This is a genomic window from Pseudomonas serbiensis (genome assembly GCF_030580745.1).
Taxonomy (GTDB): Bacteria; Pseudomonadota; Gammaproteobacteria; order Pseudomonadales; family Pseudomonadaceae; genus Aquipseudomonas; species Aquipseudomonas serbiensis.
The window spans coordinates 339,380-364,845 of record NZ_JAUQOO010000003.1 but is presented as its reverse complement, the minus strand read 5'-3'; the positions used below and the strand labels follow the sequence as shown (position 1 = coordinate 364,845).

23 protein-coding genes are annotated in these 25,466 nt (G+C 59.6%); 17 read left to right on the top strand and 6 right to left on the bottom strand.

All coding sequences use genetic code 11. The features are described from left to right. Nucleotides 1-17: 17 nt before the first annotated feature. From Q6A51_RS06555 to Q6A51_RS06485, 15 genes are all read left to right on the top strand, one after another. Nucleotides 18-908, top strand: coding sequence for an NAD(+) kinase (locus Q6A51_RS06555; protein ID WP_201004809.1), 891 nt, complete (start codon nucleotides 18-20; stop codon nucleotides 906-908). Next, a complete protein-coding gene (locus Q6A51_RS06550; protein ID WP_304574379.1) occupies nucleotides 908-1,879 on the top strand; it encodes a metallophosphoesterase in 972 nt (323 codons plus the stop codon). Before Q6A51_RS06555 ends, Q6A51_RS06550 begins: the two co-directional genes overlap by 1 nt. Next, nucleotides 1,876-2,748, top strand: a complete 873-nt coding sequence (locus tag Q6A51_RS06545; RefSeq protein WP_304574378.1) for a rhomboid family intramembrane serine protease — start codon at nucleotides 1,876-1,878, stop codon at nucleotides 2,746-2,748. The genes Q6A51_RS06550 and Q6A51_RS06545 overlap by 4 nt, the downstream gene beginning before the upstream one ends. A gap of 171 nt (nucleotides 2,749-2,919) precedes the next feature. Continuing rightward, on the top strand, nucleotides 2,920-3,180 hold the full coding sequence (locus Q6A51_RS06540) for a YeaC family protein (protein ID WP_122316551.1): 261 nt from the start codon (nucleotides 2,920-2,922) through the stop codon (nucleotides 3,178-3,180). After that, the gene (locus Q6A51_RS06535; RefSeq protein ID WP_201004804.1) at nucleotides 3,177-4,010 is read left to right on the top strand and encodes a DUF2797 domain-containing protein; all 834 of its coding nucleotides are present in this window, start codon (nucleotides 3,177-3,179) and stop codon (nucleotides 4,008-4,010) included. Before Q6A51_RS06540 ends, Q6A51_RS06535 begins: the two co-directional genes overlap by 4 nt. Before the next feature lie 11 nt (nucleotides 4,011-4,021). After that, nucleotides 4,022-6,682, top strand: a complete 2,661-nt coding sequence (pepN, locus tag Q6A51_RS06530) for an aminopeptidase N (protein ID WP_304574377.1) — start codon at nucleotides 4,022-4,024, stop codon at nucleotides 6,680-6,682. A 383-nt stretch (nucleotides 6,683-7,065) separates the two neighbouring features. Then, nucleotides 7,066-7,719: a YjfI family protein gene (locus Q6A51_RS06525; protein WP_201018387.1), complete on the top strand. Its 654-nt coding sequence runs from the start codon at nucleotides 7,066-7,068 to the stop codon at nucleotides 7,717-7,719. 26 nt (nucleotides 7,720-7,745) lie between these two features. Next, the gene (locus tag Q6A51_RS06520) at nucleotides 7,746-8,453 is read left to right on the top strand and encodes a PspA/IM30 family protein (RefSeq protein WP_201004798.1); all 708 of its coding nucleotides are present in this window, start codon (nucleotides 7,746-7,748) and stop codon (nucleotides 8,451-8,453) included. 88 nt (nucleotides 8,454-8,541) lie between these two features. Continuing rightward, nucleotides 8,542-9,567 carry an ion channel gene (locus Q6A51_RS06515; RefSeq protein ID WP_201018388.1) on the top strand — a complete coding sequence of 342 codons (1,026 nt, stop codon included), beginning with the start codon at nucleotides 8,542-8,544 and terminating at the stop codon, nucleotides 9,565-9,567. Further along, entirely contained in the window at nucleotides 9,564-10,217 is a 654-nt protein-coding gene (locus Q6A51_RS06510) for a YjfK family protein (protein WP_201018389.1), read from the top strand. Before Q6A51_RS06515 ends, Q6A51_RS06510 begins: the two co-directional genes overlap by 4 nt. Nucleotides 10,218-10,230: 13 nt before the next feature. Then, entirely contained in the window at nucleotides 10,231-10,656 is a 426-nt protein-coding gene (locus Q6A51_RS06505) for a DUF350 domain-containing protein (RefSeq protein ID WP_201004794.1), read from the top strand. Nucleotides 10,657-10,683: 27 nt separating this feature from the next. After that, on the top strand, nucleotides 10,684-11,457 hold the full coding sequence (locus Q6A51_RS06500) for a DUF1190 domain-containing protein (RefSeq protein WP_201004793.1): 774 nt from the start codon (nucleotides 10,684-10,686) through the stop codon (nucleotides 11,455-11,457). Nucleotides 11,458-11,469: 12 nt separating this feature from the next. Continuing rightward, a complete protein-coding gene (locus tag Q6A51_RS06495) occupies nucleotides 11,470-12,627 on the top strand; it encodes a glutathionylspermidine synthase family protein (protein ID WP_201018390.1) in 1,158 nt (385 codons plus the stop codon). A gap of 146 nt (nucleotides 12,628-12,773) precedes the next feature. Further along, the gene (locus tag Q6A51_RS06490; RefSeq protein WP_236124217.1) at nucleotides 12,774-13,814 is read left to right on the top strand and encodes a WD40/YVTN/BNR-like repeat-containing protein; all 1,041 of its coding nucleotides are present in this window, start codon (nucleotides 12,774-12,776) and stop codon (nucleotides 13,812-13,814) included. 27 nt (nucleotides 13,815-13,841) lie between these two features. Continuing rightward, on the top strand, nucleotides 13,842-16,235 hold the full coding sequence (locus Q6A51_RS06485; protein WP_201018391.1) for an efflux RND transporter permease subunit: 2,394 nt from the start codon (nucleotides 13,842-13,844) through the stop codon (nucleotides 16,233-16,235). Nucleotides 16,236-16,306: 71 nt separating this feature from the next. Here Q6A51_RS06485 and Q6A51_RS06480 read toward each other — a convergent pair whose 3' ends face one another. Together Q6A51_RS06480 and Q6A51_RS06475 are read right to left on the bottom strand one after the other, a co-directional pair. Continuing rightward, nucleotides 16,307-17,023: a FadR/GntR family transcriptional regulator gene (locus Q6A51_RS06480; RefSeq protein ID WP_201004790.1), complete on the bottom strand. Its 717-nt coding sequence runs from the start codon at nucleotides 17,021-17,023 to the stop codon at nucleotides 16,307-16,309. 110 nt (nucleotides 17,024-17,133) lie between these two features. Then, on the bottom strand, nucleotides 17,134-18,876 hold the full coding sequence (locus tag Q6A51_RS06475; RefSeq protein WP_304574376.1) for an IlvD/Edd family dehydratase: 1,743 nt from the start codon (nucleotides 18,874-18,876) through the stop codon (nucleotides 17,134-17,136). Nucleotides 18,877-19,031: 155 nt separating this feature from the next. Here Q6A51_RS06475 and Q6A51_RS06470 point away from each other — a divergent pair, with 155 nt between their 5' ends. Together Q6A51_RS06470 and araD1 are read left to right on the top strand one after the other, a co-directional pair. Then, a complete protein-coding gene (locus tag Q6A51_RS06470) occupies nucleotides 19,032-20,348 on the top strand; it encodes an MFS transporter (RefSeq protein WP_201018393.1) in 1,317 nt (438 codons plus the stop codon). 13 nt (nucleotides 20,349-20,361) lie between these two features. Next, complete coding sequence (araD1, locus tag Q6A51_RS06465) at nucleotides 20,362-21,354, top strand: AraD1 family protein (protein WP_304574375.1); 993 nt, start codon at nucleotides 20,362-20,364, stop codon at nucleotides 21,352-21,354. Here araD1 and Q6A51_RS06460 read toward each other — a convergent pair whose 3' ends face one another. The 4 genes from Q6A51_RS06460 to Q6A51_RS06445 are packed head-to-tail and all read right to left on the bottom strand — an operon-like array spanning nucleotide 21,355 to nucleotide 25,429. After that, nucleotides 21,355-22,131, bottom strand: a complete 777-nt coding sequence (locus Q6A51_RS06460; protein ID WP_304574374.1) for a DeoR/GlpR family DNA-binding transcription regulator — start codon at nucleotides 22,129-22,131, stop codon at nucleotides 21,355-21,357. Between the two features lie 36 nt (nucleotides 22,132-22,167). After that, nucleotides 22,168-22,854, bottom strand: a complete 687-nt coding sequence (locus Q6A51_RS06455; protein WP_201018396.1) for an SDR family NAD(P)-dependent oxidoreductase — start codon at nucleotides 22,852-22,854, stop codon at nucleotides 22,168-22,170. Between the two features lie 48 nt (nucleotides 22,855-22,902). Beyond that, nucleotides 22,903-24,027: a sialidase family protein gene (locus Q6A51_RS06450; RefSeq protein WP_304574373.1), complete on the bottom strand. Its 1,125-nt coding sequence runs from the start codon at nucleotides 24,025-24,027 to the stop codon at nucleotides 22,903-22,905. Further along, the gene (locus tag Q6A51_RS06445) at nucleotides 24,014-25,429 is read right to left on the bottom strand and encodes a sodium:solute symporter family protein (protein ID WP_201018398.1); all 1,416 of its coding nucleotides are present in this window, start codon (nucleotides 25,427-25,429) and stop codon (nucleotides 24,014-24,016) included. Before Q6A51_RS06445 ends, Q6A51_RS06450 begins: the two co-directional genes overlap by 14 nt. Nucleotides 25,430-25,466: the final 37 nt, after the last annotated feature.

Genomic DNA, 25,466 nt, shown 5'->3' with positions numbered 1-25,466 from the left:
CCCGCAGCAGGAGCCCCATGGAGCAATTTCGCAATATCGGCATCATCGGTCGTCTGGGCAGTGTTCAGGTGCTCGATACCGTTCGCCGACTCAAGAGATTCCTGTTGGACCGGCATCTGCACGTCATTCTGGAAGACACCATCGCTGAAGTACTGCCCGGCCACGGTCTGCAGACCTCGTCGCGCAAGATGCTCGGCGAAGTGTGCGACATGGTCATTGTGGTGGGCGGCGACGGCAGTCTGCTGGGCGCGGCGCGGGCGTTGGCCAAGCACAACGTTCCGGTATTGGGCATCAACCGTGGCAACCTGGGTTTTCTGACCGATATCCGTCCTGACGAACTGGAAGTGAAAGTCGCTGAAGTTCTGGATGGGCACTATCTGGTGGAAAACCGCTTCCTGCTTCAGGCCGAAGTTCGCCGTCATGGTGAGGCCATTGGTCAGGGCGATGCACTCAACGATGTGGTGCTGCACCCCGGCAAGTCCACGCGGATGATCGAGTTCGAGATCTATATCGATGGCCAGTTCGTCTGTAGCCAGAAGGCCGACGGCCTGATCATTGCCACGCCTACGGGTTCGACCGCCTACGCGCTGTCGGCAGGCGGGCCGATCATGCATCCCAAGCTCGATGCCATCGTTATCGTGCCCATGTACCCGCATACCCTGTCCGGTCGGCCGATAGTGGTCGACGGCAACAGCGAGCTGAAAATCGTTGTGTCCAAGGACATGACCATTTATCCCCAGGTGTCCTGTGATGGGCAGAACCATTTCACTTGCGCACCGGGCGATACCATTACCGTCAGCAAGAAATCCCAGAAACTGCGCCTGATTCACCCGCTGGATCACAACTATTACGAAGTCTGCCGCACCAAGCTCGGCTGGGGCAGCAGACTCGGCGTCGGAGGCGACTGATGCTCGATCCTGCGCGTGGCTACGATCTGATCGGTGACGTGCACGGTTGTGCTCATACCCTTGAGCACTTGCTGGAGTTGCTCGGTTACCGTTTTCAGGCGGGCGTCTGGCGTCATCCTGAACGCAGGGTGATTTTCCTGGGCGATATCATTGACCGTGGCCCCCGGATTCGCGAGGCGTTGCATATCGTGCGCGACATGGTCCAGGCGGGTCAGGCCTATTGCATCATGGGCAACCATGAGTTCAATGCGCTGGGGTGGGTGACACCGGCCTTGCCCGAAGGCAGCCAGCGCTTCGTGCGCGAGCACACGCCGCGTCATGCACGACTGATCGGCGAGACGCTGGCGCAGTTCGAGCAATACCCGGCGGAGTGGAGCGAGTTTGTTCAGTGGTTTTACGAGTTGCCGCTGTACATCGATGCCGGCCGTTTTCGCGTGGTGCACGCCTGCTGGGACCCGAGCCTGATCGAGCCCCTGCGCGGCCTGCATGGCAATGGCTGCATCGACAAGCATTTCGTCCAGGCTTCGGCGGTGCCGGGCAGTTTTGCCAGCGGTGTTTTCAACCGTCTGCTGCGCGGCACCGACATGCGTCTGCCCCATGGCTTGACCCTGACCGGCGGCGATGGCCTATCCCGCGCTTTCTTCCGCACCAAATTCTGGGAAGACGACCCACAGACCTACGGCGATGTGGTGTTCCAGCCCGACGCCCTGCCCGAAGGCGTGGCCAAGACGCCGCTGTCCACTTCGGAAAAGAACGCCCTGTTGCGCTATGGCATCGACGAGCCATTGCTGTTCGTCGGCCATTACTGGCGTAGCGGCATACCGGCTCCGATCCGGCCAAACCTGGCCTGCCTGGATTACAGCGCTGTGCTCTACGGCAAGCTTGTAGCGTACCGACTGGATCAGGAAACACAGATTGATCCGGATAAATTCGTCTGGGTCGATGTGCAGCGTCCCGAGGTTTCACAATGAACCCCGTTGCCGTTCTGCGATTGCCCTTGAGCACAGATCTGACAGGCTTCATCAGCTTTCTTCAGCGCCTGGGCGTTCCTCATCGGGTCAGCGAAGAGGCGGGTGAGCAAGTGCTCTGGGTACCGGATGTCGGGCAACTGGCCGAAGAAGTGCGCAATTTGTACGCACGCTTTCCGGAGGGTGACGACTCTTATGAGTTACCGCCTGGAGCCGCAGTGACCAAAGTGAAACGTCCAGGCTTCGCTCAGCAGTTGCGCAACAGCCCGATGACCGCACTGGTGCTGCTGGCGACCCTGATCGTTGCCGGGCTCACCTTGTTGGGGGATGACCTCGATACCGTGCGCTGGCTGACGTTTCTGGACTTTCGGGTCCAGGGTGAATACGCGATGTTCGTGCCTCTTGCCGACAGTCTGGCGGCAGGGGAATGGTGGCGTATCTTCACCCCGATGCTGATCCACTTCGGCATCCTGCATCTGTCCATGAACGGGCTGTGGTACTGGGAGCTTGGGCGGCGCATCGAGCTGCGCCAGGGTCGCTGGCATCTGCTGGGCCTGACGCTGCTGTTCGCCGCGTTTTCCAACTCGGTCCAATATGCATTCGGTGGCCCGAGCCTGTTTGGCGGATTATCGGGAGTTCTTTACGGGTTGCTGGGCCATTGCTGGATTTTCCAGTGGCTGGCGCCCAACCCGATCTATCGCATGCCTCGTGGCGTGCTGATCATGATGCTGGTCTGGCTGGTGTTGTGTCTGTCCGGGCTGGTGAGCCTGCTGGGTTTTGGCGATATCGCCAACGGCGCTCATGTCGGTGGTCTGATTATTGGTTGTGTTACCGGCCTTGTGGGGGGTGCCATTGCCCGCCGCAGAGCCTAGGCTCTGTACGAAAAGTGGCTGCGCTCGGTGATGCTGCGTTAAAAACAGGCTCGGAATGCTCATTTACAACACGTAAACTCCGCTTCCTCGCCTGTTTTTGCCTTGCCTGACCTTCGCTCGCCGACTTTTCGTACAGAGCCTGGAATTGCCCCCTATTTTCTGGAGTACAGAATGTCCTCTTTTGCTGAAATGATTGAAAACATCACCCCCGATATCTACGAGAGCCTGAAGCTGGCTGTGGAAATCGGTAAGTGGTCCGATGGCCGCAAGCTGACCCAGGAGCAGCGCGAGTTGTCCTTGCAGGCGTTGATCGCCTGGGAAGCGCAGAACCTGCCGGAAGACCAGCGCATCGGTTACATGGGCCCGCAGGAATGTGCGTCCAAATCCGAGCCGGTGGCTAATATCCTGTTCAAGTCGGATGCCATCCATTGATCGAGCTTGGTCGCGGAGCAGTCAACAAAATGTCGGCGCGCCAGGATGCGGCGCCCTTCGTGCAATACAGCTTTCGGCTGGGCGATGCAGAAATCCCCGTCAACCCGCTGATCGGCAAGACGGTGCGCCTGGAATACCTGGGCGCCATCCATTGCAGCCATTGCGGTCGCAAGACCAAATCCAGCTACAGCCAGGGTTATTGCTACCCATGCATGCTCAAGCTGGCCCAGTGCGACGTATGCATCATGAGCCCGGAGAAGTGCCATCACGAGCACGGCACCTGCCGGGATCCGTCCTGGGGCGAGCAGTTCTGCATGACCGACCATATCGTCTATCTCGCCAACTCATCGGGCGTGAAGGTCGGTATCACCCGGGCCACCCAGTTGCCGACCCGCTGGCTGGACCAGGGCGCGAGCCAGGCCTTGCCTATTTTGCGTGTGGCGACCCGGCAGCAGTCCGGTTTCGTCGAAGACCTGCTGCGCAGTCAGGTCGCCGACCGTACCAACTGGCGCGCCTTGCTCAAGGGCGATGCCCAGCCGGTGGATCTCAAGGCCATCCGTCAGGAACTGTTCGACACTTGCGCTGCCGGATTACAGGAGTTGCAAGGCCGGTTCGGCCTGCAGGCCATCCAGTTGCTGCATGATGCCGAGCCTGTAGAGTTTCGTTATCCGGTCGAGGCGTATCCGACCAAGATTGTCAGTTTCAACCTGGACAAGAACCCGATTGCCGAGGGCACGCTGCTGGGGATCAAGGGCCAATACCTGATTTTCGATACCGGCGTGATCAATATTCGCAAGTACACGGCCTATCAACTGGCCGTGCATCAGTAAAGGATTCCAGTATGCGTACTGAGCAACCGAAAATGATTTACCTGAAGGATTATCAGGCGCCTGACTATCTGATTGACGAAACGCACCTGACATTCGAGTTGTTCGACGACCACTCTCTGGTGCATGCGCAACTGGTCATGCGTCGTAATCCCGAGCGTGGCGCAGGCCTGCCGCCGCTGGTGCTGGATGGCCAGCTTCTGGAGCTTGTGTCGCTGCAACTGGATGATGTCGAGCTGAGCGCAGGTGATTATCAACTGACGCCGGACCATCTGACGCTGCACCCCAAGGCCGAGCGTTTCACGGTCGACAGCACTGTGCGCATCCACCCGGAAACCAATACCGCACTGGAAGGCCTGTACAAGTCCAGCGGCATGTTCTGTACCCAGTGCGAGGCCGAAGGCTTCCGCAAGATCACCTATTACCTCGACCGCCCGGACGTGATGAGCAAGTTCACCACGACCCTGAGCGCCGACAAGCATGATTTCCCGGTGCTGCTGTCCAACGGCAACCCGATTGCCAGCGGTCAGGAAGACGACGGTCGGCACTGGGCGACCTGGGAAGACCCGTTCATGAAACCGGCTTACCTGTTCGCGCTGGTGGCCGGTGATCTTTGGTGTGTCGAAGACACGTTCACCACCATGAGCGAGCGTGTCGTGACCCTGCGCATCTATGTCGAGCCGGAAAACATCGACAAGTGCCAGCACGCCATGGACAGCCTGAAGAAATCCATGCGCTGGGACGAAGAAACCTACGGTCGCGAATACGACCTGGATATCTTCATGATCGTGGCCGTCAACGACTTCAACATGGGCGCCATGGAGAACAAGGGCCTCAACATCTTCAACTCCAGTGCCGTGCTGGCCCGTGCCGAAACCGCCACCGACGCCGCTCACCAGCGTGTCGAAGCGATTGTGGCCCATGAGTATTTCCACAACTGGTCGGGCAACCGCGTGACCTGCCGTGACTGGTTCCAGCTGTCGCTCAAGGAAGGTTTCACGGTGTTCCGCGACTCCGGCTTCTCGGCGGACATGAACTCGGCCACGGTCAAGCGCATTCAGGACGTCGCTTACCTGCGCACTCACCAGTTTGCCGAAGATGCCGGCCCGATGGCCCATGCCGTGCGCCCGGACAGCTTTATCGAGATTTCCAACTTCTACACCCTGACTGTCTATGAAAAGGGCTCCGAAGTCGTTGGCATGATCCACACCCTGCTGGGCGCCGAAGGCTTCCGCAAGGGCAGCGATCTGTACTTCGAGCGCCACGACGGGCAGGCCGTGACCTGTGACGATTTCATCAAGGCCATGGAAGACGCCAATGGCGTGGACCTGACTCAGTTCAAGCGCTGGTACAGCCAGGCCGGTACGCCGCGTCTGGCGGTCAGCGAGTCCTACGACAGTGCTGCGCGCACTTACAGCCTGACCTTCCGTCAGAGCTGCCCGCAGACGCCGGACAAACAGGAAAAGCAGCCGTTCGTGATTCCGGTTGCGCTGGGCCTGCTGGACAAGCAGGGTGGCGAGGTCGCGCTGCGTCTGTCCGGTGAAGCAGCGGCCAGCGGGACTTCCCGCGTGCTGTCGGTGACCGAGGCCGAGCAGACGTTCACCTTTGTCGATATCGCTGAAAAGCCGCTGCCGTCGCTGCTGCGTGGTTTCTCGGCTCCGGTCAAACTCAGCTTCCCCTATGACCGCGACCAGTTGATGTTCCTGATGCAGCACGACAGCGATGGCTTCAATCGCTGGGATGCAGGTCAGCAGTTGTCTGTTCAAGTGTTGCAGGAGTTGATTGCGCAGCATCAGCAAGGTCAGCCATTGGTCATGGATCAGCGTCTGGTAACAGCATTGGGCACCGTGCTGGCAGATGAACAACTGGATCAGGCCATGGTCGCGGAAATGCTGTCGCTGCCGGGTGAGGCGTACCTCACTGAAATCAGCGAAGTGGCGGATGTCGATGCCATTCACGCGGCCCGCGAGTTTGCGCGTCAGCAGATTGCCGACAGCTTGTTCGATGCGCTGTGGGCGCGTTATCAGGCCAATCGCAGCCTGTCGAAAACCACGCCTTACATTGCCGAAGCCGAGCATTTCGCCCGCCGCAGCCTGCAGAACATTGCGCTGTCGTACCTGATGCTCAGCGCCAGGCCACAGGTTCTTGAGGCGGCCATCGAGCAGTTCGATGCCTCCGACAACATGACCGAACGCCTGACAGCGCTGGCCGTGCTGGTCAATTCGCCGTTCACTGAAGAGCGCGCCAAGGCACTGGCCGTTTTTGCCGAAAACTTCAAAGGCAACCCGCTGGTCATGGATCAGTGGTTCAGCGTCCAGGCGGGCAGCACCCAGCCGGGTGGCCTGCAACGGGTCAAGGAGCTGATGCAGCATCCGGCGTTCAACATCAAGAACCCGAACAAGGTCCGCGCCCTGATCGGTGCTTTCGCGGGCCAGAACCTGATCAACTTCCATGCAGCGGATGGCTCTGGCTATCGCTTCCTGGCGGATCTGGTGATCGAGCTCAACGGCTTCAACCCGCAGATCGCCTCTCGCCAACTGGCGCCGTTGACCCGCTGGCGCAAGTACGACAGCGCCCGTCAGGCGTTGATGAAGGCCGAACTGGAGCGTATCCGCAGTTCGGGCGAGCTGTCGGCCGACGTGTTCGAGGTGGTGAGCAAAAGTCTGGCGGTGTAAGGCTTGATGCGGCATTGAGTGCGTCACTCGCACGCTTGAAAAAGGTGCTGTTCGCGGTTGCGGACAGCACCTTTTTCACGTTTGGAATCGTGCCGTTTCCGGCCTGAAAAAATATCACATGTGATACGTATCCATCCTTGATGGCATCTGCTACGTTGCGCACCTGATCCAAGGTGAAATTACAGGATAGTGTTGATCAGTTAATAGGCTGATTTCAAAAAGCAGGTGGCAAGGTCACAATCCGTGGGAGGGGCCTTGGCCGCGACAGCCAGCTTTCAGGCGCTGAAAATGTATTGCCTGTAAGCAAGTCGTCGCGGCCAAGGCCCCTCCCACAAGTGACATATGCCTTAACTGATCGGCATTAAAATTACAGGGGGACGCCAATGCCTCGTAAAGCCAAAGGCGACAGTTCAACTCTCCCGGCCAAGGTGTCAAAGAGTTCCACCGATTACATGCGTGAAATGCGTCTGCGACTCAAGGAAGCGGGTCTGGTCAAGCGTGAGTTCTGGATCCGCCCCGAAAACGTCGATGCGTTGCGCGGCATCGAAAAAGCGCTAAGGCAGCCCTTTCTGGGCGAGAGAATCAAATTGGAGGATTTCATGACCGAGAACACCAACTGGACCATCAGCTCCCTGCAGAAGTCTCTGGCCGAACTGGATCTGGTCACTCAAGGGGAAATTGAGCTGGCCGTGACCGAAGGTGCCGAGGCCGGTATCCGTCTGACCATGAAAGGCTATGGCGACCTGCCGATCTACATCGCGGTGGCGGGCGATCAGGTCCTGGCCGATGCCACTTTGATCGAAGTCAGCAGCATCAAGGACGTGGCTGCCTTCAACAATGTCGTCCTGCGTAGCCGTGACCTGTTTCCGCTGTCATCGGTCGGTATCGAGACCCTGGCCGACGACCAGGAAGTCTACTGCCTGTTTGGCGCATTGAGCGCCGCATCGTCCCTGACGGTAATCGTTCAGGAAATCTTCACCCTTGCGGACAACGTGATCCGTGCGGCCGAAGCTTTTGACGATCATTTCATCCGCTGAATAGCCCTGTCAGGAGGAGAGAATTCATGACCACAAGTATCTGGAAAAAACTGGTGACTGCCGTTCGTGGCGGTGCCTCTGAAGTGGGCGAGTCGATTGTCGATGCCAATGCCATCCGCATTCTGGACCAGGAAATCCGCGACGCCGAGAGCGCGCTGGTCAAGGCCCGCGACGGTCTGATCACCATCAAGGCCAAGCACAAGCTGTCCGCTCAGCGTCTTGAAGAGCACGCCACCAGCATTGCCAACTGGGAAGGCCGTGCTCTGCAGGCGTTGAACAAGGGCGAAGAAGGCCTGGCTGTGGAATGCGCCGCAAAAGTCGCGGAGATCGAAGCCCTGCGCGATCAGGAGCAGGAGCTGGCCGATCAGTTCAACAAGCAGGTCAACCTGTTGCAGGATCAGGTGCTCAAGGCCGAGTCGCGGATCAAGGGCCTCAAGCAGCAGGTCGAGATGGCCAAGGCGCGTGAAACCGTGCAAAAGGCGCGGGTCGCGACAGCCACGGCTACCGGCGGCGCCAGCGGCGCTGTGGAAAATGCGGTGAGTTCTCTGGCGCGTCTGAAACAGCGTCAGGATGAACAGGACGCCAAGCTGGAAGCGGCTGAAGAACTGGCCAGCCAGTCCAATGGCAGCGACCTCGAGCGCCGCCTGCAAGACGCTGGTATCGGTGCGAAGAATGGCGGTGCCGAAGATGTGTTGGCGCGCCTGAAAGCCCGCAACCAGACACCGGCCCAGTAAGTCGTCTGGAAGGGATGGCCGACAAAGGTCATCCCATGCCTTTGCCGTGGCTGTATGGAAGTGAACGCTGACTCAAGGATTTGAACGGATGACCCTGTTTCTGTTGCTTCGGCGTCACGCATCGGTGTTCTTCGACCGGTTCGGCTGGGCTGGCATCGGTATGTTGCTGGTCGTGCATTACGCCGTTTCATGGTTGCTGTTGACGTTGGCCAATGAGGAGCATCTGCTCCAGGGCGCTGATTTCACCTATTTCTATCTGACCACTGCCACCACTGTCGGTTATGGCGATCTGTCGCCCAAATCCGGCTGGGGCAAGGTCATCACTACCACCTGGATCATGCTGGGCGGTATCGCCTTGCTGACCGCCGTGATCGGCAAGGCTTCGACTTCGGTCGGCGATATCTGGAGACGAAACATGAAGGGACAGGGCGATTGCTCTGCACTCAAGGGCCATACGGTTCTTGTGGGCTGGGATGGCGAGTCCAGCGAACGCATTGTCGAACTGCTCGATCAGGACGCCTCGACCAGTGGCGGCGGGCTGGTGATCTGCGACTCGATCATCGCGGAAAACCCCATGCCGGGCCGGGCATCTTTCATCAAGGGCGACTCGCTGGATTCGCCTGCACTGTTGATCCGGGCAGGCGTCATCGGTGCCCAGCGGATTCTGGTGCATACCCAGTCTGACAGCCTGACCCTGGCCATCGTGCTGACGCTCAAGAGCCTGGGACCCTCTGGCCATGTCGTGGCCCACTTCAATAATTCCGAACGGGCGGCACTGGCCAGAACCTATGCGCCCGAGCTGGAATGCACGTCGAACATGGCCATTGAAATGCTGGTCCGCTCCTCCCAGGACCCAGGCTCCAGCAGTGTTATCAACGAACTGCTGTGCATCGGTCAGGGCGCGACGCAATTCCGGCATGTGCTGCCCGCTGATTTCACTTCCTCTTGCGGCGAGCTGTATGTGCGCCTGCGTCAGGAGTTCAATGCCACGCTGATCGGCTATCGCACGTCTGCCAATGGGCAGTTCGAGATCAATCCTGCCAATGACGTGATCATTCGCGGCGGGGAAATTTTCTACATCGCTTCCAGTCGACTGCAAGAGGATGCGCTATGAGTTGGTTCAAACGTGTCATGGGGCTGGAGGCACCCAAGGCGTCCGGTAACGCCAGCGGGCCGAGCAGCCCGTTTGGTCTGGCTTCAGGGCGCATGCTGTGCCTGGATTCTTCGCTGAAAATGCTGCTCGACGGCCACTCCGAAGTGGTTGTGCCGGGCGATGAAAAGGTCTGGGCCGTGGGCCGTATCGATCTGGGCCAGTCGATGTTCATCCATCGTTTCTATCTGGATAACGAAGATTACTTCCTGCAAGTGGTCAGCAACGGCCGCAATCCTGAAGACGTCCAGGACATCATTCTGTTCGGCTATTACAGTGCCTCGCCTATTGCCAGCAAGGATGAATTGCTGCGTCTGACCGGCCCGTCCTCGAAGATCGGCCTGCCGACCTATGAGCACGACGGCGAAGTGTTCGAGCGCCAGTGGGGAACCGAAACCGGACAGACCGAACTGACGCCCATGGACGAAGATGTGTCCAGCCCTGACGGCGGCTATCGCATCAAGCACCTGAGCATGCTGTACGCCCGCGAAACGGGCTTGATCAACCGGCGGGAATTTCTGCTGTTTTCGGTAGAAGAAGACGAAGAGGGTGTCATCACCCTGACAACGGCGGTTGGTGTAACGCTGCAATCCACTGATATCAACGTTCTATGACAAGGAAATCCTCATGATCGACGCGCTGCGTATGTCGCTCAACGCCACAGCCGTGTTTGGTTTCATCATGTACATCGTGGTGGCGGCGATTCTGTTCGCCCTGTTCCAGTTCATCTACAGCCGCGTCACGCCGCACAAGGAATTTGCCCTGATCCGCGAGAACAATGTCGCGGCAGCCCTTGCGCTGGGCGGCTCGCTGATCGGTTTTGCGCTGCCGGCCAGCAATATCATCACCTACAGCGTCGGCATTCTGGACGTGATCGTCTGGGTGGTGATCGCGGCGGTGGTGCAACTGCTGGCGTTCGGGGTTACCAGTCTGGTACTCAAGGGCCTTTCGGCGCGTATTGCCAGAGGCGAGACGGCGGCGGCGATCTACTCGGCCAGTGTCGCGATCAGCGTCGGTCTGCTCAACGCGGCCTGCATGACCCCTTCGGTCTGACAGCGGCTACGGTCAAGGAGACTCACGATGAGACGCAGTACCACAAAACTTGTGCTCGCCAGTACGCTTCCTCTTGCCATGTCGGCGTGCAGCCAGGCTGAAGACGTACCGGAATTTACCGCGCAGACCAATTTCAGCTCTGTCCAGGCCTGTGTCGATTCCAAGGTGCCTGTGGATGTGTGTTCCGACGCCTACATGCAGGCCTTGTCGGATCACCGCAGCATTGCTCCGGTTTATGATGACAAGGCTTCCTGTGAAACTGACTTCATTCCGGATTACTGCCAGATAACGTCCGAAGGCAAATACATGCCCAAGATGGGCGGGTTCGAGCTGGCATTCTCCGGAAATGTGCCGAAAGACACCCTCGCCAGGGTGCATCAGGAAGTCGCCCAGGCCAACCCCGGTGGCAGCGAAGGTCTGCTCACAGGCTTGCTGATCGGTAACCTGCTCAGCAGCGGTTTTGGCAGTAACCGCTACTATTCGCAGCCCGTGTATCAGGCGCGTGACGACCGTGGCAGTTTCTACATGTCGTCATTGCCTGCGCAGATCGATCGGGGCAAGACCTTTGGCGGCTCGACTCAGGCCCGCACCAGCCCGGCAAGGACTTACAGCCGCAGTACGCTGGGACGAAGCCTGGAGAGCACTCCAAGATCCACGGTCTCTTCGACCATCTCAAAGTCCTCGGTATCCTCGACTATCTCCCGTGGCGGTTTTGGCAGTGAGGCTACGGCGCGCAGTGGTTGGGGCAGCAAGAGCAGCACTGGCGCCAGCAAGAGCAGCAGTTTCAGTTTTGGCGGTTAAGGGATTGCCCCGATGAAAAAGATCAGCGTCCAGGAACGCCCGGACTGGCGAAGCACCGCAGAGCGTGAGGGGTTCAACTTTCACACTATCGATGGCGAACGCTATTGGGATGAGCGCGGGTATTACCTGTTCACCGAGCAGCAGATCACCCGCGATCTTGAAGCGCCGACCCAGGAGCTTCACCAGATGTGCCTGGATGCTGTGTCGCGGATCGTGGACAGCGAAGAACTGCTGGGGCAACTGGCGATTCCCGAAGCGTTCTTCGACCTGATCCGCAGCTCATGGAAGCAAGGTCATCCGCATCTGTACGGGCGTTTCGACTTTGCCTACGACGGCACCGGCCCGGCGAAGATGTACGAAATCAATGCCGATACGCCGACCAGCCTGATGGAAGCCGGCGCATTTCAGTTGCTCTGGCTCGAGGAGCAGATGGAGCGGGGCGTGCTGCCCGCTCATGCCACTCAGTTCAACTCCATTGCGGAGGATGTTGTACGGGCCTTTGCCGAGTTTCCGCGCACCAGCCCGTTCTACTTTTCGTCGATGTCCGGCTCGGTCGAGGATCGGGGCACCACGGATTTTCTGCGCCGCATGGCGGCCCATGTCGGTATCGATGCGCGGCATATCGATATCGAAGATATCGGGCTCACGGCCGATGGTCGTTTCGTGGACATGGAAGGGCGCTGGATCGAGCGGCTGTTCAAGCTGCATGCCTGGGAGCATATCTTCCACGAGCCGTTCGGCCAGCATGTGGCGGCCAGCGGCACCCAGTTCGTCGAGCCTGCCTGGAAATCGATCCTGAGCAACAAGGGCATATTGCCTTTGCTCTGGCAGTTCAACGAAGGCCATCCGAACCTGCTGCCTGCCCATATCGACCGCAACCCCGAAAAGCCTGTCCCTAAAGGCTGGGTGCGCAAGCCGTATTTTTCCCGCGAGGGGGCCAATATCGAGATGCGCACGCCGGGCGATCAGGTCATTGCCGTCGACGGGCCGTACACCGATGCGCCCTACATCCTGCAAGCCTATTCGCCACTGCCGAAATTCGACGAGAGCTACACCCTGATCGGCTCCTGGGTGATCGGCGACCTGGCATCGGGAATCGGTATCCGCGAAGACGAGAGCCTGATCACCAAGGACAGCAGCCGGTTCTTGCCTCATGTCGTGATTGATTGATGCCCCACCGGCTCTTAACAAAACATAACGACTTGCCGATTGTCACGGATTTGAAAAGCCGACTAGGATGTGACTGCTTCCAAAAGGGTAAGGCTAGAGCGTTCTGGCCCACAGAAAACACCTGATAACAATAACGGGAGAAGTCCATGAGTGAGCCATTCATCCGGCGCACCCGATCATCCGCGGGCATGTCCCTGGCGCTTTGCATTGCGCTTCTGGCATCGGCGACTGTTTCACAAGCCGCTTCCGATCCTGCAAAACCCTCCGCAGACGCTGTCTATTCCATCGAATCCGCCAAGGCCGCACGCGGTCTCTTGCTGGATGTGGCCCACGCCGGGGCGCGGCTGGTGGTGGTTGGCGATCACGGCCATATTCTCTATTCCGACGATCAGGGCAAGAGCTGGGTCCAGGCCAAAGTGCCGACCCGCCAATTGCTGACGGCGGTGTACTTCGTCGATGAACAGCACGGCTGGGCTGTCGGCCATGATGCTCAGGTGCTTGCCAGCAGCGATGGTGGCAAGACCTGGAACAAGCAGTTCGAGGACCTCAAGCGCGAGGCACCTCTGCTGGATGTCTGGTTCAAGGACCTAGACCACGGTTTTGCAGTGGGGGCCTATGGCGCATTGTTGACCACCACCGATGGCGGCAAGCACTGGGAAGATGTCAGCGACCGGCTCGATAACGAAGACCAGTTCCACCTCAACGGCATTGCTCAGGTCAAGGATGCGGGCCTGTTCATCGTCGGCGAGGCGGGCAGCATGTTTCGCTCCGGCGATGACGGCCAGAGCTGGGAAAAGCTCGAAGGTCCTTATCAAGGCTCGCTGTTCGGTGTGATCGGCACCGCTCAGCCCTCGACGCTATTGGCCTATGGCCTGCGCGGCAACCTGTTTCGCTCCACCGATTTTGGCGACACCTGGGAAACCATCTCCTTGAATGCAGCCCGTGGGCCGCTGGAGTTTGGCCTGGCCAATGCTTCTCTGCTGGCCGACGGTTCGCTGGTTCTGGTGGGCAATGGCGGCAGTGTCATGCGCAGTACCGATGATGGCCAGACGTTTCAGATCTTCAATCGCCCCGACCGTATTTCTCTGGCGGGGGTGACCAGCAATGACCGAGGCAATCTGATTCTGGTAGGGCAGGGAGGCGTGCGCGTCGCCTCGCCTACGGGTGCCGAGACGACCCAACAATAAGAACCTTCAGGGCGGGGACATTCAGGCATGACCAACCTTCATCACGAACAGCAGCACAAAGGCGACAAGGCGACGTTCCTTGAACGCCTGATCTTCAACAATCGCCCGACGGTGATCCTGCTGTGTCTGCTGACCAGCATCTTTCTGTTCTGGCAGGCTCTCCAGGTCAGACCCTCCACCAGTTTCGAGAAGATGATCCCGCTGGATCATCCTTTCATCCAGAACATGATGGCGCACCGCAATGACCTGGCAAACCTGGGCAATACCGTGCGCATTTCCGTCGAAGCACTGGATGGCGACATCTTCTCCAAGGGCTACATGGAAACCCTGCGCGAGATCAACGACGAGGTGTTCTACATCTCCGGTGTGGACCGCTCGGGCCTCAAGTCGCTGTGGAGCCCCAGCGTTCGCTGGACCGAAGTGACCGAAGAGGGCTTTGCCGGTGGCGAAGTCATCCCCCAGAGCTATGACGGCTCGGACAAGAGCCTCGATCAGTTGCGCAACAACGTGCTCAAGTCCGGACAAGTCGGGCGGCTGGTCGCCAACGACTTCAAGTCCAGCATCATCGATGTGCCGTTGATGGAGTCCTACCCGGACCCGGCGGATCAGGGCAAGTTGCTCGCTCTGGATTACCAGCAGTTCTCCCATCAGCTCGAAGAAAAGATCCGCGACAAATATCAGGCGCAGAACCCGAACATCAAGATTCACATCGTCGGCTTCGCCAAGAAGGTCGGTGACCTGATCGACGGCCTGTTCATGGTGGTGATGTTCTTTGGCGTCGCCTTTGTCATTACCCTGGTCTTGCTGATCTGGTTCACCCGCTGCATCCGCAGCACCATCGCGGTATTGAGCACCACGCTGATTGCCGTGATCTGGCAGCTCGGCTTGATGCATGTGGTGGGCTTTGGTATCGATCCGTATTCGATGCTGGTGCCGTTCCTGATCTTCGCCATCGGCATTTCCCATGGCGTGCAGAAGATCAACGGTATCGCGCTGCAATCCAGCGATGCAGAGAATGCCCTGACCGCTGCGCGCCGGACTTTCCGCCAGTTGTTCCTGCCGGGGATGATTGCGATTCTGGCCGATGCGGTGGGCTTCATTACCCTGCTGATCATCGATATCGGAGTGATCCGCGAACTGGCCATCGGCGCTTCCATCGGTGTGGCGGTGATCGTGTTCACCAACCTGATTCTGTTGCCGGTGGCGATTTCCTATGTCGGCATCAGCAAGAGAGCGGTGGTGCGCAGCAAACAGGATGCGGTGTCCGAGCATCCGTTCTGGCGTCTGCTGTCGAACTTCGCCAGCCCTAAAGTGGCACCGGTTTCTGTGGTTCTGGCGCTGCTGGCCTTTGGTGGTGGCCTCTGGTACAGCCAGAACCTGAAGATCGGCGACCTCGATCAGGGTGCTCCCGAATTGCGTCCCGACTCGCGCTACAACCAGGACAACAATTTCATCATCAGCCACTACTCCACCAGTTCGGACGTGCTGGTGGTGATGGTCAAGACTCCGCGTGAGGGCTGCTCGGCTTATCCGACCATGTCGGCCATCAACGAGCTGGCCTGGAAGATGGAGAATACGCAGGGCGTGCAGTCGGCCATTTCGCTGGTGACCGTTTCCAAGCAGGTCATCAAGGGCATGAACGAGGGCAACCTGAAATGGGAATCCCTGTCGCGCAACAAGGATGTGCTCAACAGCTCCATCGCCCGCGCCGACGGCCTGTATAACAACGATTGCTCCCTGGCACCGCTGCTGGTGTTCCTCAACGATCACAAGGCCGAAACCCTGGACCGCGCCGTGCATGCGGTGCAGGACTTTGCCAAGGAGAACAACACGCCGGACCTGCAATTCCTGCTGGCAGCCGGTAATGCCGGGATCGAGGCGGCGACCAACGAAGTGATCAAGCAGTCCGAGCTGATCATCCTGATCCTGGTTTATATCTGTGTTGCGGCCATGTGCATGATCACCTTCCGTTCCTGGGCGGCGACACTGTGTATCGTCCTGCCACTGGTACTGACCTCGGTGCTGGGTAATGCGCTGATGGCGTTCATGGGGATCGGCGTGAAGGTCGCGACCTTGCCGGTGGTGGCGCTGGGTGTGGGGATCGGTGTCGATTACGGCATTTACATCTACAGCCGCCTGGAGAGTTTCCTGCGTGCAGGCTTGCCATTGCAGGAAGCCTATTACGAAACCCTCAAGTCCACAGGCAAGGCCGTGCTGTTCACAGGCCTGTGCCTGGCGATTGGGGTCTGCACCTGGATCTTCTCGGCGATCAAGTTCCAGGCGGACATGGGCCTGATGCTGACCTTCATGCTGCTGTGGAACATGTTCGGCGCACTATGGCTGCTGCCAGCGCTGGCACGGTTCCTGATCAAGCCGGAGAAAATGGCCGGGAAGGTGGGGAATTCGCTGTTTTCCCATTGATTGACTGTCGCGGCCAAGGCTCTTGTGGAGGGGCCTTGGCCGCGACAGGGCATTGAATACAACGATTGAATCTATTCGCGAACCCCCAACACCACACTCAACGCATTCCTCGCATCATCCAGTTGCACCAGCGTTGCATGCCGGGCGCCGAGGGCGTCGCGGTTCTGGATGGCGGTGAGAATCGCCTTGTGTCGCGGCAGCGCCAGTTCATGCAGGTTGGGCCGCTGGTTGGAATGCTTGAGCGCTTCACGCAACGCCAGTGACAGCATGTTGCACAAATGGGCCAGCAGGTCGTTGTGGGTCGCGTCGGCGATACGGCTGTGGAAGTCCAGGTCCGGCTGCAGCAAGGCTTCAGGCGTCGGGGCATCTTCCATGCGCTGGTAGGCTTCACTGATCGAGGCGATTTCTTCATCGGTCGCATATTGCGCCGCCAATGCCGCAACCGCTGGTTCGATCACCGCACGCACACTGGTCAGCAGATTGAAAAACTCGTTCTGCGGCGAGCTTTGCATTACCCAGTGCAGCACATCCGGGTCGAGCAGGTGCCATTCGCGTCGTGCCTTGACCACCGTCCCCACTCGCGGGCGGGAATACACCAGCCCTTTGGCCACCAAAACCCTTGTGGCTTCACGCAACACTGGACGGCTGACGGCGTATTCCTCGCAGAGCAGGGCTTCGGCAGGCAGTTTTTCGTCAGGCTTGAAGCGGCCGGAAACGATTTGCATGCCCAGTTCCTGGACGATGCGCGAGTGCATGCTTTTACGGTCGGAGGGTTTTCGGTAATCCATGGGAACGCAAGTCGATCCTGGCAGTGATGCCGCGCATCATAACATTGCACAACACAGAGGGCGGGAGCCGTACTTATGCAGCCTGTGTGGCTTCCCGCCATTATCGTCACTTAATGTGAATGACGAGGCACTTCGGCACCTCGGCAACCGACCAGAAAGTCGAAATCGCAGCCCTGATCTGCCTGCATCACCCGGTCGACATAGAGTTGGCGATAGCCGCCAGCCAGTAACTGCTGGGGTGCTTGCCAGTCATCTAGGCGTGCCTTGAGTTCCGCGTCCGGGATATCCAGATGCAGCCGCCCGCTGGCGCAGTCGAGTTCGATCCAGTCGCCTTCCTGCACCACCGCCAGAGGTCCGCCCGCTGCGGCTTCCGGCGCCACATGCAACACCACCGTGCCGTAGGCGGTGCCGCTCATGCGTGCATCGGAAATCCGCACCATGTCCGTCACGCCCTGGGCCAGCAGTTTGGCCGGCAGACCCATATTGCCGACTTCGGCCATGCCTGGATAACCCTTGGGACCGCAGTTCTTGAGGACCATCACCGAGCTGGCATCGATGTCCAGATCCGGGTCGTTGATGCGCGATTTGTACATCTCGAAATTCTCGAACACCACGGCCCGGCCACGATGTTGCATCAATGCAGGCGTTGCTGCCGAAGGCTTGAGCACGGCGCCCAGTGGCGCGAGGTTGCCGCGCAGCACACAGATACCGCCATCGGAGCGAATGGGGTTGTCCAGTGCGCGGATGACCTGGTCTTCGCCGTAGATCGGCGCATTGCGGGTGTTTTCGCCGATACTCTTGCCGTTGACGGTCAATGCATCGGGGTTGGGCAGGAGGCTGGCTTCGTTCATGCGCCGCAATACGGCGGGCAGGCCGCCCGAATAGTAGAACTCTTCCATCAGAAAGCGCCCGGAAGGCTGAAGGTCGACGATGGTCGGCATGCCGCGTCCGATTCGGGTCCAGTCATCGAGTTCCAGATCCACACCGATACGCCCGGCGATGGCTTTGAGGTGGATGACGGCATTGGTTGAACCACCAATCGCGGCATTGACCCGGATTGCATTCTCGAATGCCGCTTTGGTGAGGATCTTCGACAGGCGCAGGTCCTCGCGCACCATGTCCACGGCGCGCATGCCGGACATATGCGCCAGCACGTAACGGCGTGAGTCCACGGCCGGAATGGCGGCGTTGTGGGGCAGGGAAGTGCCCAGCGCTTCGGCCATGCAAGCCATGGTCGAGGCCGTGCCCATGGTGTTGCAGGTGCCTGCCGAGCGGGACATGCCGGCTTCGGCGGAGAGGAATTCGTCCAGGCCGATCTGCCCGGCCTTATAGGACTCATGCATCTGCCAGACGATGGTCCCGGCACCGATGTCCTTGCCTTGATGCTTGCCGTTGAGCATCGGCCCGCCGGTGACGACGATGGCTGGCACGTCGCAACTGGCAGCACCCATCAGCAGGGCCGGTGTGGTCTTGTCGCAGCCGGTCAGCAGCACGACGCCATCGATGGGGTTGCCGCGAATCGCTTCTTCGACATCCATGCTGGCCAGGTTGCGGGTAAACATCGCGGTGGGGCGCAGGTTGGATTCGCCGTTGGAGAACACCGGGAATTCCACCGGCCAGCCACCGGCTTCGATCACGCCGCGTTTGACGTGCTCGGCAATCGTGCGGAAGTGGGCGTTGCAGGGCGTCAGTTCCGACCAGGTGTTGCAGATACCGATGATGGGTTTGCCCTGAAACTGGTGATCGGCAATGCCCTGGTTCTTCATCCAGCTGCGGTACATGAAGCCGTTCTTGTCGGCGGTGCCAAACCATTGGGCAGAACGCAGGGTCGGTTTTTTATCGGAATCAGACATGCTCGGCTCTCTTATTGTAAGACTTAATTGCGTTGCTTTCGGCTAAGGTAAGCCTAAATATCCATCATTGGAAGAGTTGTAAGTCTAAATAGTAATACTATATAGTCGGTCGGTAATCGAGGTTCCATAACAAAAACAAAATGGAGACCGCTTTCATGAGCCAGGAACTCAGGCTTATACGTCGCATCACCCTGAAGTTGATTCCCTTCCTGATCCTGCTGTACCTGATTGCATACGTGGACCGCTCGGCCGTGGGCTTCGCCAAGCTGCACATGGGGGCGGACATCGGCATCGGCGATGCGGCCTACGGATTGGGGGCCGGGCTGTTTTTCATCGGCTACTTTCTGTTCGAGATCCCCAGCAATCTGATGCTGGAGCGTTTCGGTGCGCGCCGCTGGTTCGCCCGGATCATGATCACCTGGGGCGCGATCACCATCGGCATGGCATTCGTGCAGGGGCCTTACAGTTTCTATGTGATGCGCTTTTTGCTGGGCGCGGCGGAAGCGGGCTTCTTTCCCGGGGTGCTCTACTACATCACTCAATGGTTCCCGGTGCGCCATCGCGGCAAGATCCTCGGGTTCTTCATCCTCTCGCAACCCATCGCCATGATGGTCACCGGACCTGTGTCCGGCGGCTTGCTGGGCATGGACGGCATTCTCGGGCTGCATGGCTGGCAGTGGCTGTTCATCGTCATTGGTACGCCAGCGATCCTGTTGACCTGGCCGGTGCTGCGCTGGCTGCCGGATGGTCCGCAGCAGGTTTCATGGATGAATCAGGCCGAGAAAGACTGGCTGAACGGTGAGTTGAAAAACGATCTGGACACCTATGGCCAGACCCGACATGGCAACCCGCTGCATGCTCTCAAGGACAAGCGGGTGTTGCTGCTGGCGCTGTTCTATCTGCCGGTGACCCTGAGCATCTATGGCCTTGGCCTGTGGTTGCCGACCCTGATCAAGCAGTTCGGCGGCAGTGACCTGACCACCGGTTTCGTTTCCTCGGTGCCTTACATCTTCGGAATCATCGGCCTGCTGATCGTGCCGCGCAGTTCCGACCGCCTCAACGACCGCTACGGACACCTGGCCGTGCTTTATGTGCTGGGTGCCATCGGCCTGTTCAGCAGTGCCTGGCTGACCTTGCCGGCAGCGCAACTGGCAGCGTTGTGTCTGGTGGCGTTCTCGCTGTTTTCCTGCACGGCCGTGTTCTGGACCTTGCCGGGCCGGTTCTTTGCCGGTGCCAGTGCGGCGGCCGGTATCGCGCTGATCAACTCGGTGGGCAATCTGGGCGGTTACATCGGCCCGTTCGTGATCGGCGCACTGAAGGAAATCACCGGCAATCTGGCGTCGGGCCTGTACTTCCTGTCTGGAGTCATGGTGTTCGGGCTGGTGCTGACCGGCATTGTCTATCGCGTACTGGAGCGCAGGCACGTGCTGCCTGAGTCCGAATTCTCGGCAAGCGCTTCAACCCATCGTTGAAAGGAGAGGTTTCATGCGGCTTATACAGTTCGAGTTGAGTCATGGGCAGCGTCGGGTCGGCCTGGTGGACGGTGACCGGGTACGTGAAGTGCTGGGTGCCGACAGCGTTCGCGAGCTGGCCTTGAAGGCTATCGAAGCGGGTTCCAGCCTGGCGCGGCAGGTGGATCAGCAAGGGCTTGGCACTGACCATGATTATGCGCAGTTGCTGCGCGAGGTTCGGGTCTTGCCGCCGCTGGATCATCCAGACCCTGCGCACCTGCTGGTCAGCGGCACTGGCCTGACCCATCTGGGTAGCGCCTCGGCGCGGGACAAGATGCATCAGCAGGCCGGTGATGAAACATCGATGACCGACACCATGCGCATCTTCAAATGGGGTGTCGAAGGTGGCAAGCCGCAGGCCGGTCAAGCGGGCGTGCAGCCGGAATGGTTCTACAAGGGCGATGGCAGCATTGTGGTGCGTCCGGGAGCGGCCTTTACGCTGCCGCCGTTTGCCGAAGATGGCGGCGAGGAGCCGGAGTTGAGCGGCCTGTATGTGATCGGTCACGACCGCAAGCCTTATCGACTGGGCTTTGCCATTGGCAACGAGTTTTCCGATCACGTGATGGAGCGGCGTAATTACCTGTACCTGGCTCACTCCAAGCTGCGGGCCTGCTCGTTCGGCCCGGAACTGAGGGTCGGCGATCTGCCGCAGAATCTGGTGGGCACCAGCCGTGTCTGGCGCAACGGCGAGGTGTTATGGGAGAAGGAGTTTCTCAGCGGCGAGGCCAATATGTGCCATAGCCTGGAAAACCTCGAATACCACCACTTCAAGTACAGCCAGTTCCTGCGCCCCGGTGATGTTCATATCCACTTCTTCGGCACGGCGACCCTGTCCTTTGCCGACGGCATCCGTACTCAGCCGGGAGATCGTTTCGAGGTCAGTCAGCCGGAGTTCGGGCAGTCGCTGGTCAACGGGCTGGCGGCGGGCGAGGCGGTTTTCAAGCCCGGAGATATTGGCAGGCTTTAATCAGCCTTTTTGCGGATACGCAATTTCCACATGAATCGACTTGCGGGCCTTGAACAGTGCCAGCAGGGATTCATCGTCCACCGGGTTGGTGATCAGCGTCCAGGGCTGGCGCAGCGGTGTCCAGTGCTGCTGGCGGGCGCGGCCCAGCTTGGTGGAGTCGGCCAGCACGAAGATCTGTGCGGCGCGGGCCAGCATGTTTTCTTTGAGATAGGCCTGCTCGGCGCTGGCTTCGCACAACCCCAGATCCGCCACCACACCATCGGCGCTGACAAAGAGCTTGTCGGCGCTCAGGTGTTCCAGCGCGGCCTGTGCGGCCACGCCATAAGTCGACATGCTGGACGGGCGCAACGTGCCGCCCAGCACCGTGACCCGGCCTTCGGGAATCAGCGCCAGATCGCTCAATGCCGTCAGGTTATTGGTGATGACATGCAGGCCGCGTCGCTGATTGAGCACATGAGCCAGCGCACTGGTGCTGGTGCCGCCTTCCAGGAACAGCGTGTCGTGATCGTTGATGTGCGCCAGCGCCGCCAGGGCGATGTCCATCTTCTCCTGGCTGTGCTGGCGGCTGCGTTCTTCAATCGTGGTTTCCGGTTCACGCTGGCCAATGTGCGCAGCACCGCCGTAGGTGCGGATGATCAGGCCGTCTTCGGCCAGTGCTGTCAGGTCGCGCCGCACGGTGGCTTCCGAAACGCCGAGTTGGGCACACAGCTCATCGACGTTGGATTTTCCGGAGAGAACCAGTTCGAGTATCGATTGGCGACGATTGGCGACTTTCATTCAAGCTCTTCTAACGCAGGAAAACGAGGTGCAACCTTACAACGACGCACCGCCGCATACCACCAGGCTTTGACCGGTGATGGCACCTGCGTCCGGGCCGAGCAGAAAGGCGGTCAGCCCGGCAATCTCGTGGGGCTGCACAAAACGCCCCAGTGGCGGCTTGTTGGGTGGCGTTGCGCTGCGAGCCGGGTCCAGCAGCATCGGGGTTTCGGTAGCACCGGGGGCAATGAGATTGACGGTGATTCCCCTTGGGGCCAGCTCAATGGCCCATGAGCGGACCATGCCTTGCAGCGCAGCCTTGGTCGCGGCGTACTGGCTGCGCCCGGCGGCGCCCTGCATGGTGCGGCTGCCGATCATTACCAGACGGGCACCGGGTTTGAGTCGCGGGTAAAGCGCATTGACCATATGGCTGGCGGCGGCCACATGCAGATGCCACATGGCCTGGCCGTCGGTATCGTTGAGTTGCCCAAGCGGTGCGGTGCGCATGAAGCCTGCGGCATGCACCAGTGCATCGATCTGCGGAGTCTGTTGCAGCGCCCGGTCCAGGGCGTTGAAGTCATTGAGGTCGCATTCGATCCAGGTGAAGTTCGGGTGTTGCAGGTCTGGCGCACGACGGCTCAGGCCGGTGACGTGCAAACCCTGCTCAAGCAGGCGCACGACGATGGCCTGACCGATGCCGGAGCTGGCACCGGTCACAAGTACGGATTCTATCGGGTCGGGCATATTCAGGGCTTCCGAAGGTGGGCCGGCTCGCAGGCCGGCGCAGGACTTTCAGCGAATCGCATTGAGCGGCAGATGCACGTGCTTGATCTTCTGCCGGAAGTAAGTGAACGCGACATGCAGGCTACCATCGGCGGCCTGGATGATGCTGGGGTAGGAGAACTCGCGATTGAGTTTTTCCTGCGAGTTGTTGGTCAGGCAGAAGCCGTCACCCAGTTCGATATCCAGACGAGTCGGCCAGCTATGACCGCCATCGCGGGAGACGGCCAGGCTCATCGGCGCACGCGGAATGCCCCAGATGGCTGCCTTGCCATCGCTGCGGGCACCTGGCGTTACCCGATCGTCGCCTTCGTCCTCGATCTCGTCGTACAGCGAAGCGCGGCGCTGGCTGTGACCTTCGGCACTGACCGGGTTGTAGACCAGCGCCAGCTCATCGGTGGCCAGCCTGACGAACTGGATCGATGAATTGTTGTTAGGCAGTTCGGTCGGGGCCGGCGCGCTCCAGGTGCGGCCACGGTCGTTCGAGCGGCTGCTGTAGATGAAGTCCGCCCAGCGGCTGCGAAACAGCCCGAGCAAAGTGCCGTCCGGTAACTGGTGGACGTTCATGTGTACGCTGCCGGTGCTGTCCGGCACGTCATGGCGTGACCAACTGACGCCTTGGTCGCTGGAGATCATCACGGCGCTGACGTCATGATTGCCGACCCACTTTTCACCCGGCCCCGTGATGCAGTACCAGACCGGCAGCACCCAGTCGCCGTTGTCCAGTACGGCTGGCGGCTGGCGCACGAAAGTGCCGGCTTCGTCGAACAGGGTTTCGATGGCACCCCAGGTCTTGCCCTGGTCCAGCGACAGGCGACGGCGGATGATCGCCGTCTCCTGATTGCCGGAAACCTGTGCGGTCCAGATCAGCCAGAGTGGCCCGTTTGGCGCCTGGAACAGGATCGGATTCTGCTCGGAACGGGTCGAGTCCTCGGACAGCTTTTGCGGTTCGCTCCACACACCGGTTTGCGGGTCGCGGCGCGACAGCAGGACGAAGATGTCGGCCATGCCTTCCTGAGTGCCGGCAAACCAGGTACAGAGCAGCGTACCGTCGGCCATTTCATGCAGGTTGGCGGCATGGTTCTGGGCGTAGGGCGTTGGCAGGAAGGCGTCCTGGCGAATGTCATTGGTTGGCATTGGGAACCTCGGCGTCTTGGCGTTTGGCCTGGGCGGATTTGGGCAGCAGGTGTTCGATGGCAATCACGATGGCCGGTGTCACCAGAGCGATGTACATGTTGTCGATGCCATATGGGTTGTTCAACAGATACCAGGCGCTGGTGGTGATGGCCGAAGCGATCAGGCCCAGCGTGGCACCACGGCCCGAGCCGAAGAACGGCAGGTAGATGGCGACCATGGCAACCACGGCAATCGACAGGCGCAGGGCGCGGGTGAAGAACGACAGGTTAAGGATTTCCGGTACGAAGAACACGAAGAACAGGGGCACGAAGCCGATCACCAGAGCGATCAGGCGTGTGGTCTTGAATTCCTGATCCACCGAAGGTTTACGCCAGGGCACGTAGAAGTCGCGCACCACCAGCGAAGCGATGGCCAGGGCCACGGTGCTGACGCTGACGAAGATCGAGGCCACCAGGGAGATGGTCACGACACCCGCCATGACCGGGCTCATGGATTGCAGGAATACCGGCAGGGCGTAGAGGCTGCTCATGTCCGGGTGCAGGTATTTGGACGCCACACCGATAAAGCCCAGCGCCAGCGCAATCGGGATGCACAGCAGCGATGCATAGAAGGTCGAACGACGGGCCGCATCCGGGCTCTGGGTAGAGGAAATCGCCTGAATGATGAACTGGGTGGAGAAGATCGCACCAACGGTGCCGATGATCCACGCCATGATTTTCGAGCCGCCGATGGTGCCGTCCCAGGTGAAGTAGTGCTCCGGCATGTTCTGGATCACTGGCGTGAAACCACCGGTCATTTGCAAGGCTACGCCCAGTACGATCAACACCCCGATATATTTCACTGCGGTGTGCAGGATGCTCATGTAGGCCACACTCTTCAGGCCGCCGAACACGTAGTAGAGGGTACTGATGATTGCGGTGATGAAAGCCGCAGTAGTGAGGTTGATCTTGAGCACTGTGGCGATGGCGGCGGCACCGCTGACATAGTTGCCGACGTTCACCAGTAGCAGCGCGTAGATCATGATGATCGACACCGCGAGCTTGGTGGACGTGCCGTATTTCTTGGCGATGAAGCCGGAGATGGTGAACTCCCCGGAGCTGTAAAGCTTGCGGGCCATCAACAGTCCGAACAGCGGGAAGCCGATGGCGGCGGCAATTACCGACCATGAAGCAGCGAAGCCGCTTTCAAAGGCTGCCTGTGCGGTGCCGACCGTGGATTTGGCGCCGATGAATTCGGACATCATCAGAATGCCGACGATGATGGCAGGCATGGTCCTGGCAGCGACCATGTATTGCTCGCTGGTCTTGCTGCGCATGCGCATGCTCATCCAGGTGGTGATTGCGATGTAGACGATCACCATGCCGACGATGATCGAGGTGTCTTGTGCGTTGAAGGTATCCATCGGTATCGCTCCATTATTGTTTTTTTGGCGCGTTATG

What these genes read in the sequence shown, in the direction of transcription:
- Q6A51_RS06555 (WP_201004809.1), top strand. Translation starts at nt 18, where the DNA reads ATGGAGCAATTTCGCAATATCGGCATCATCGGTCGTCTGGGCAGTGTT.
- Q6A51_RS06550 (WP_304574379.1), top strand. Translation starts at nt 908, where the DNA reads ATGCTCGATCCTGCGCGTGGCTACGATCTGATCGGTGACGTGCACGGT.
- Q6A51_RS06545 (WP_304574378.1), top strand. Translation starts at nt 1,876, where the DNA reads ATGAACCCCGTTGCCGTTCTGCGATTGCCCTTGAGCACAGATCTGACA.
- Q6A51_RS06540 (WP_122316551.1), top strand. Translation starts at nt 2,920, where the DNA reads ATGTCCTCTTTTGCTGAAATGATTGAAAACATCACCCCCGATATCTAC.
- pepN (WP_304574377.1), top strand. Translation starts at nt 4,022, where the DNA reads ATGCGTACTGAGCAACCGAAAATGATTTACCTGAAGGATTATCAGGCG.
- Q6A51_RS06525 (WP_201018387.1), top strand. Translation starts at nt 7,066, where the DNA reads ATGCCTCGTAAAGCCAAAGGCGACAGTTCAACTCTCCCGGCCAAGGTG.
- Q6A51_RS06520 (WP_201004798.1), top strand. Translation starts at nt 7,746, where the DNA reads ATGACCACAAGTATCTGGAAAAAACTGGTGACTGCCGTTCGTGGCGGT.
- Q6A51_RS06515 (WP_201018388.1), top strand. Translation starts at nt 8,542, where the DNA reads ATGACCCTGTTTCTGTTGCTTCGGCGTCACGCATCGGTGTTCTTCGAC.
- Q6A51_RS06510 (WP_201018389.1), top strand. Translation starts at nt 9,564, where the DNA reads ATGAGTTGGTTCAAACGTGTCATGGGGCTGGAGGCACCCAAGGCGTCC.
- Q6A51_RS06505 (WP_201004794.1), top strand. Translation starts at nt 10,231, where the DNA reads ATGATCGACGCGCTGCGTATGTCGCTCAACGCCACAGCCGTGTTTGGT.
- Q6A51_RS06500 (WP_201004793.1), top strand. Translation starts at nt 10,684, where the DNA reads ATGAGACGCAGTACCACAAAACTTGTGCTCGCCAGTACGCTTCCTCTT.
- Q6A51_RS06495 (WP_201018390.1), top strand. Translation starts at nt 11,470, where the DNA reads ATGAAAAAGATCAGCGTCCAGGAACGCCCGGACTGGCGAAGCACCGCA.
- Q6A51_RS06490 (WP_236124217.1), top strand. Translation starts at nt 12,774, where the DNA reads ATGAGTGAGCCATTCATCCGGCGCACCCGATCATCCGCGGGCATGTCC.
- Q6A51_RS06485 (WP_201018391.1), top strand. Translation starts at nt 13,842, where the DNA reads ATGACCAACCTTCATCACGAACAGCAGCACAAAGGCGACAAGGCGACG.
- Q6A51_RS06480 (WP_201004790.1), bottom strand. Translation starts at nt 17,023, where the DNA reads ATGGATTACCGAAAACCCTCCGACCGTAAAAGCATGCACTCGCGCATC.
- Q6A51_RS06475 (WP_304574376.1), bottom strand. Translation starts at nt 18,876, where the DNA reads ATGTCTGATTCCGATAAAAAACCGACCCTGCGTTCTGCCCAATGGTTT.
- Q6A51_RS06470 (WP_201018393.1), top strand. Translation starts at nt 19,032, where the DNA reads ATGAGCCAGGAACTCAGGCTTATACGTCGCATCACCCTGAAGTTGATT.
- araD1 (WP_304574375.1), top strand. Translation starts at nt 20,362, where the DNA reads ATGCGGCTTATACAGTTCGAGTTGAGTCATGGGCAGCGTCGGGTCGGC.
- Q6A51_RS06460 (WP_304574374.1), bottom strand. Translation starts at nt 22,131, where the DNA reads ATGAAAGTCGCCAATCGTCGCCAATCGATACTCGAACTGGTTCTCTCC.
- Q6A51_RS06455 (WP_201018396.1), bottom strand. Translation starts at nt 22,854, where the DNA reads ATGCCCGACCCGATAGAATCCGTACTTGTGACCGGTGCCAGCTCCGGC.
- Q6A51_RS06450 (WP_304574373.1), bottom strand. Translation starts at nt 24,027, where the DNA reads ATGCCAACCAATGACATTCGCCAGGACGCCTTCCTGCCAACGCCCTAC.
- Q6A51_RS06445 (WP_201018398.1), bottom strand. Translation starts at nt 25,429, where the DNA reads ATGGATACCTTCAACGCACAAGACACCTCGATCATCGTCGGCATGGTG.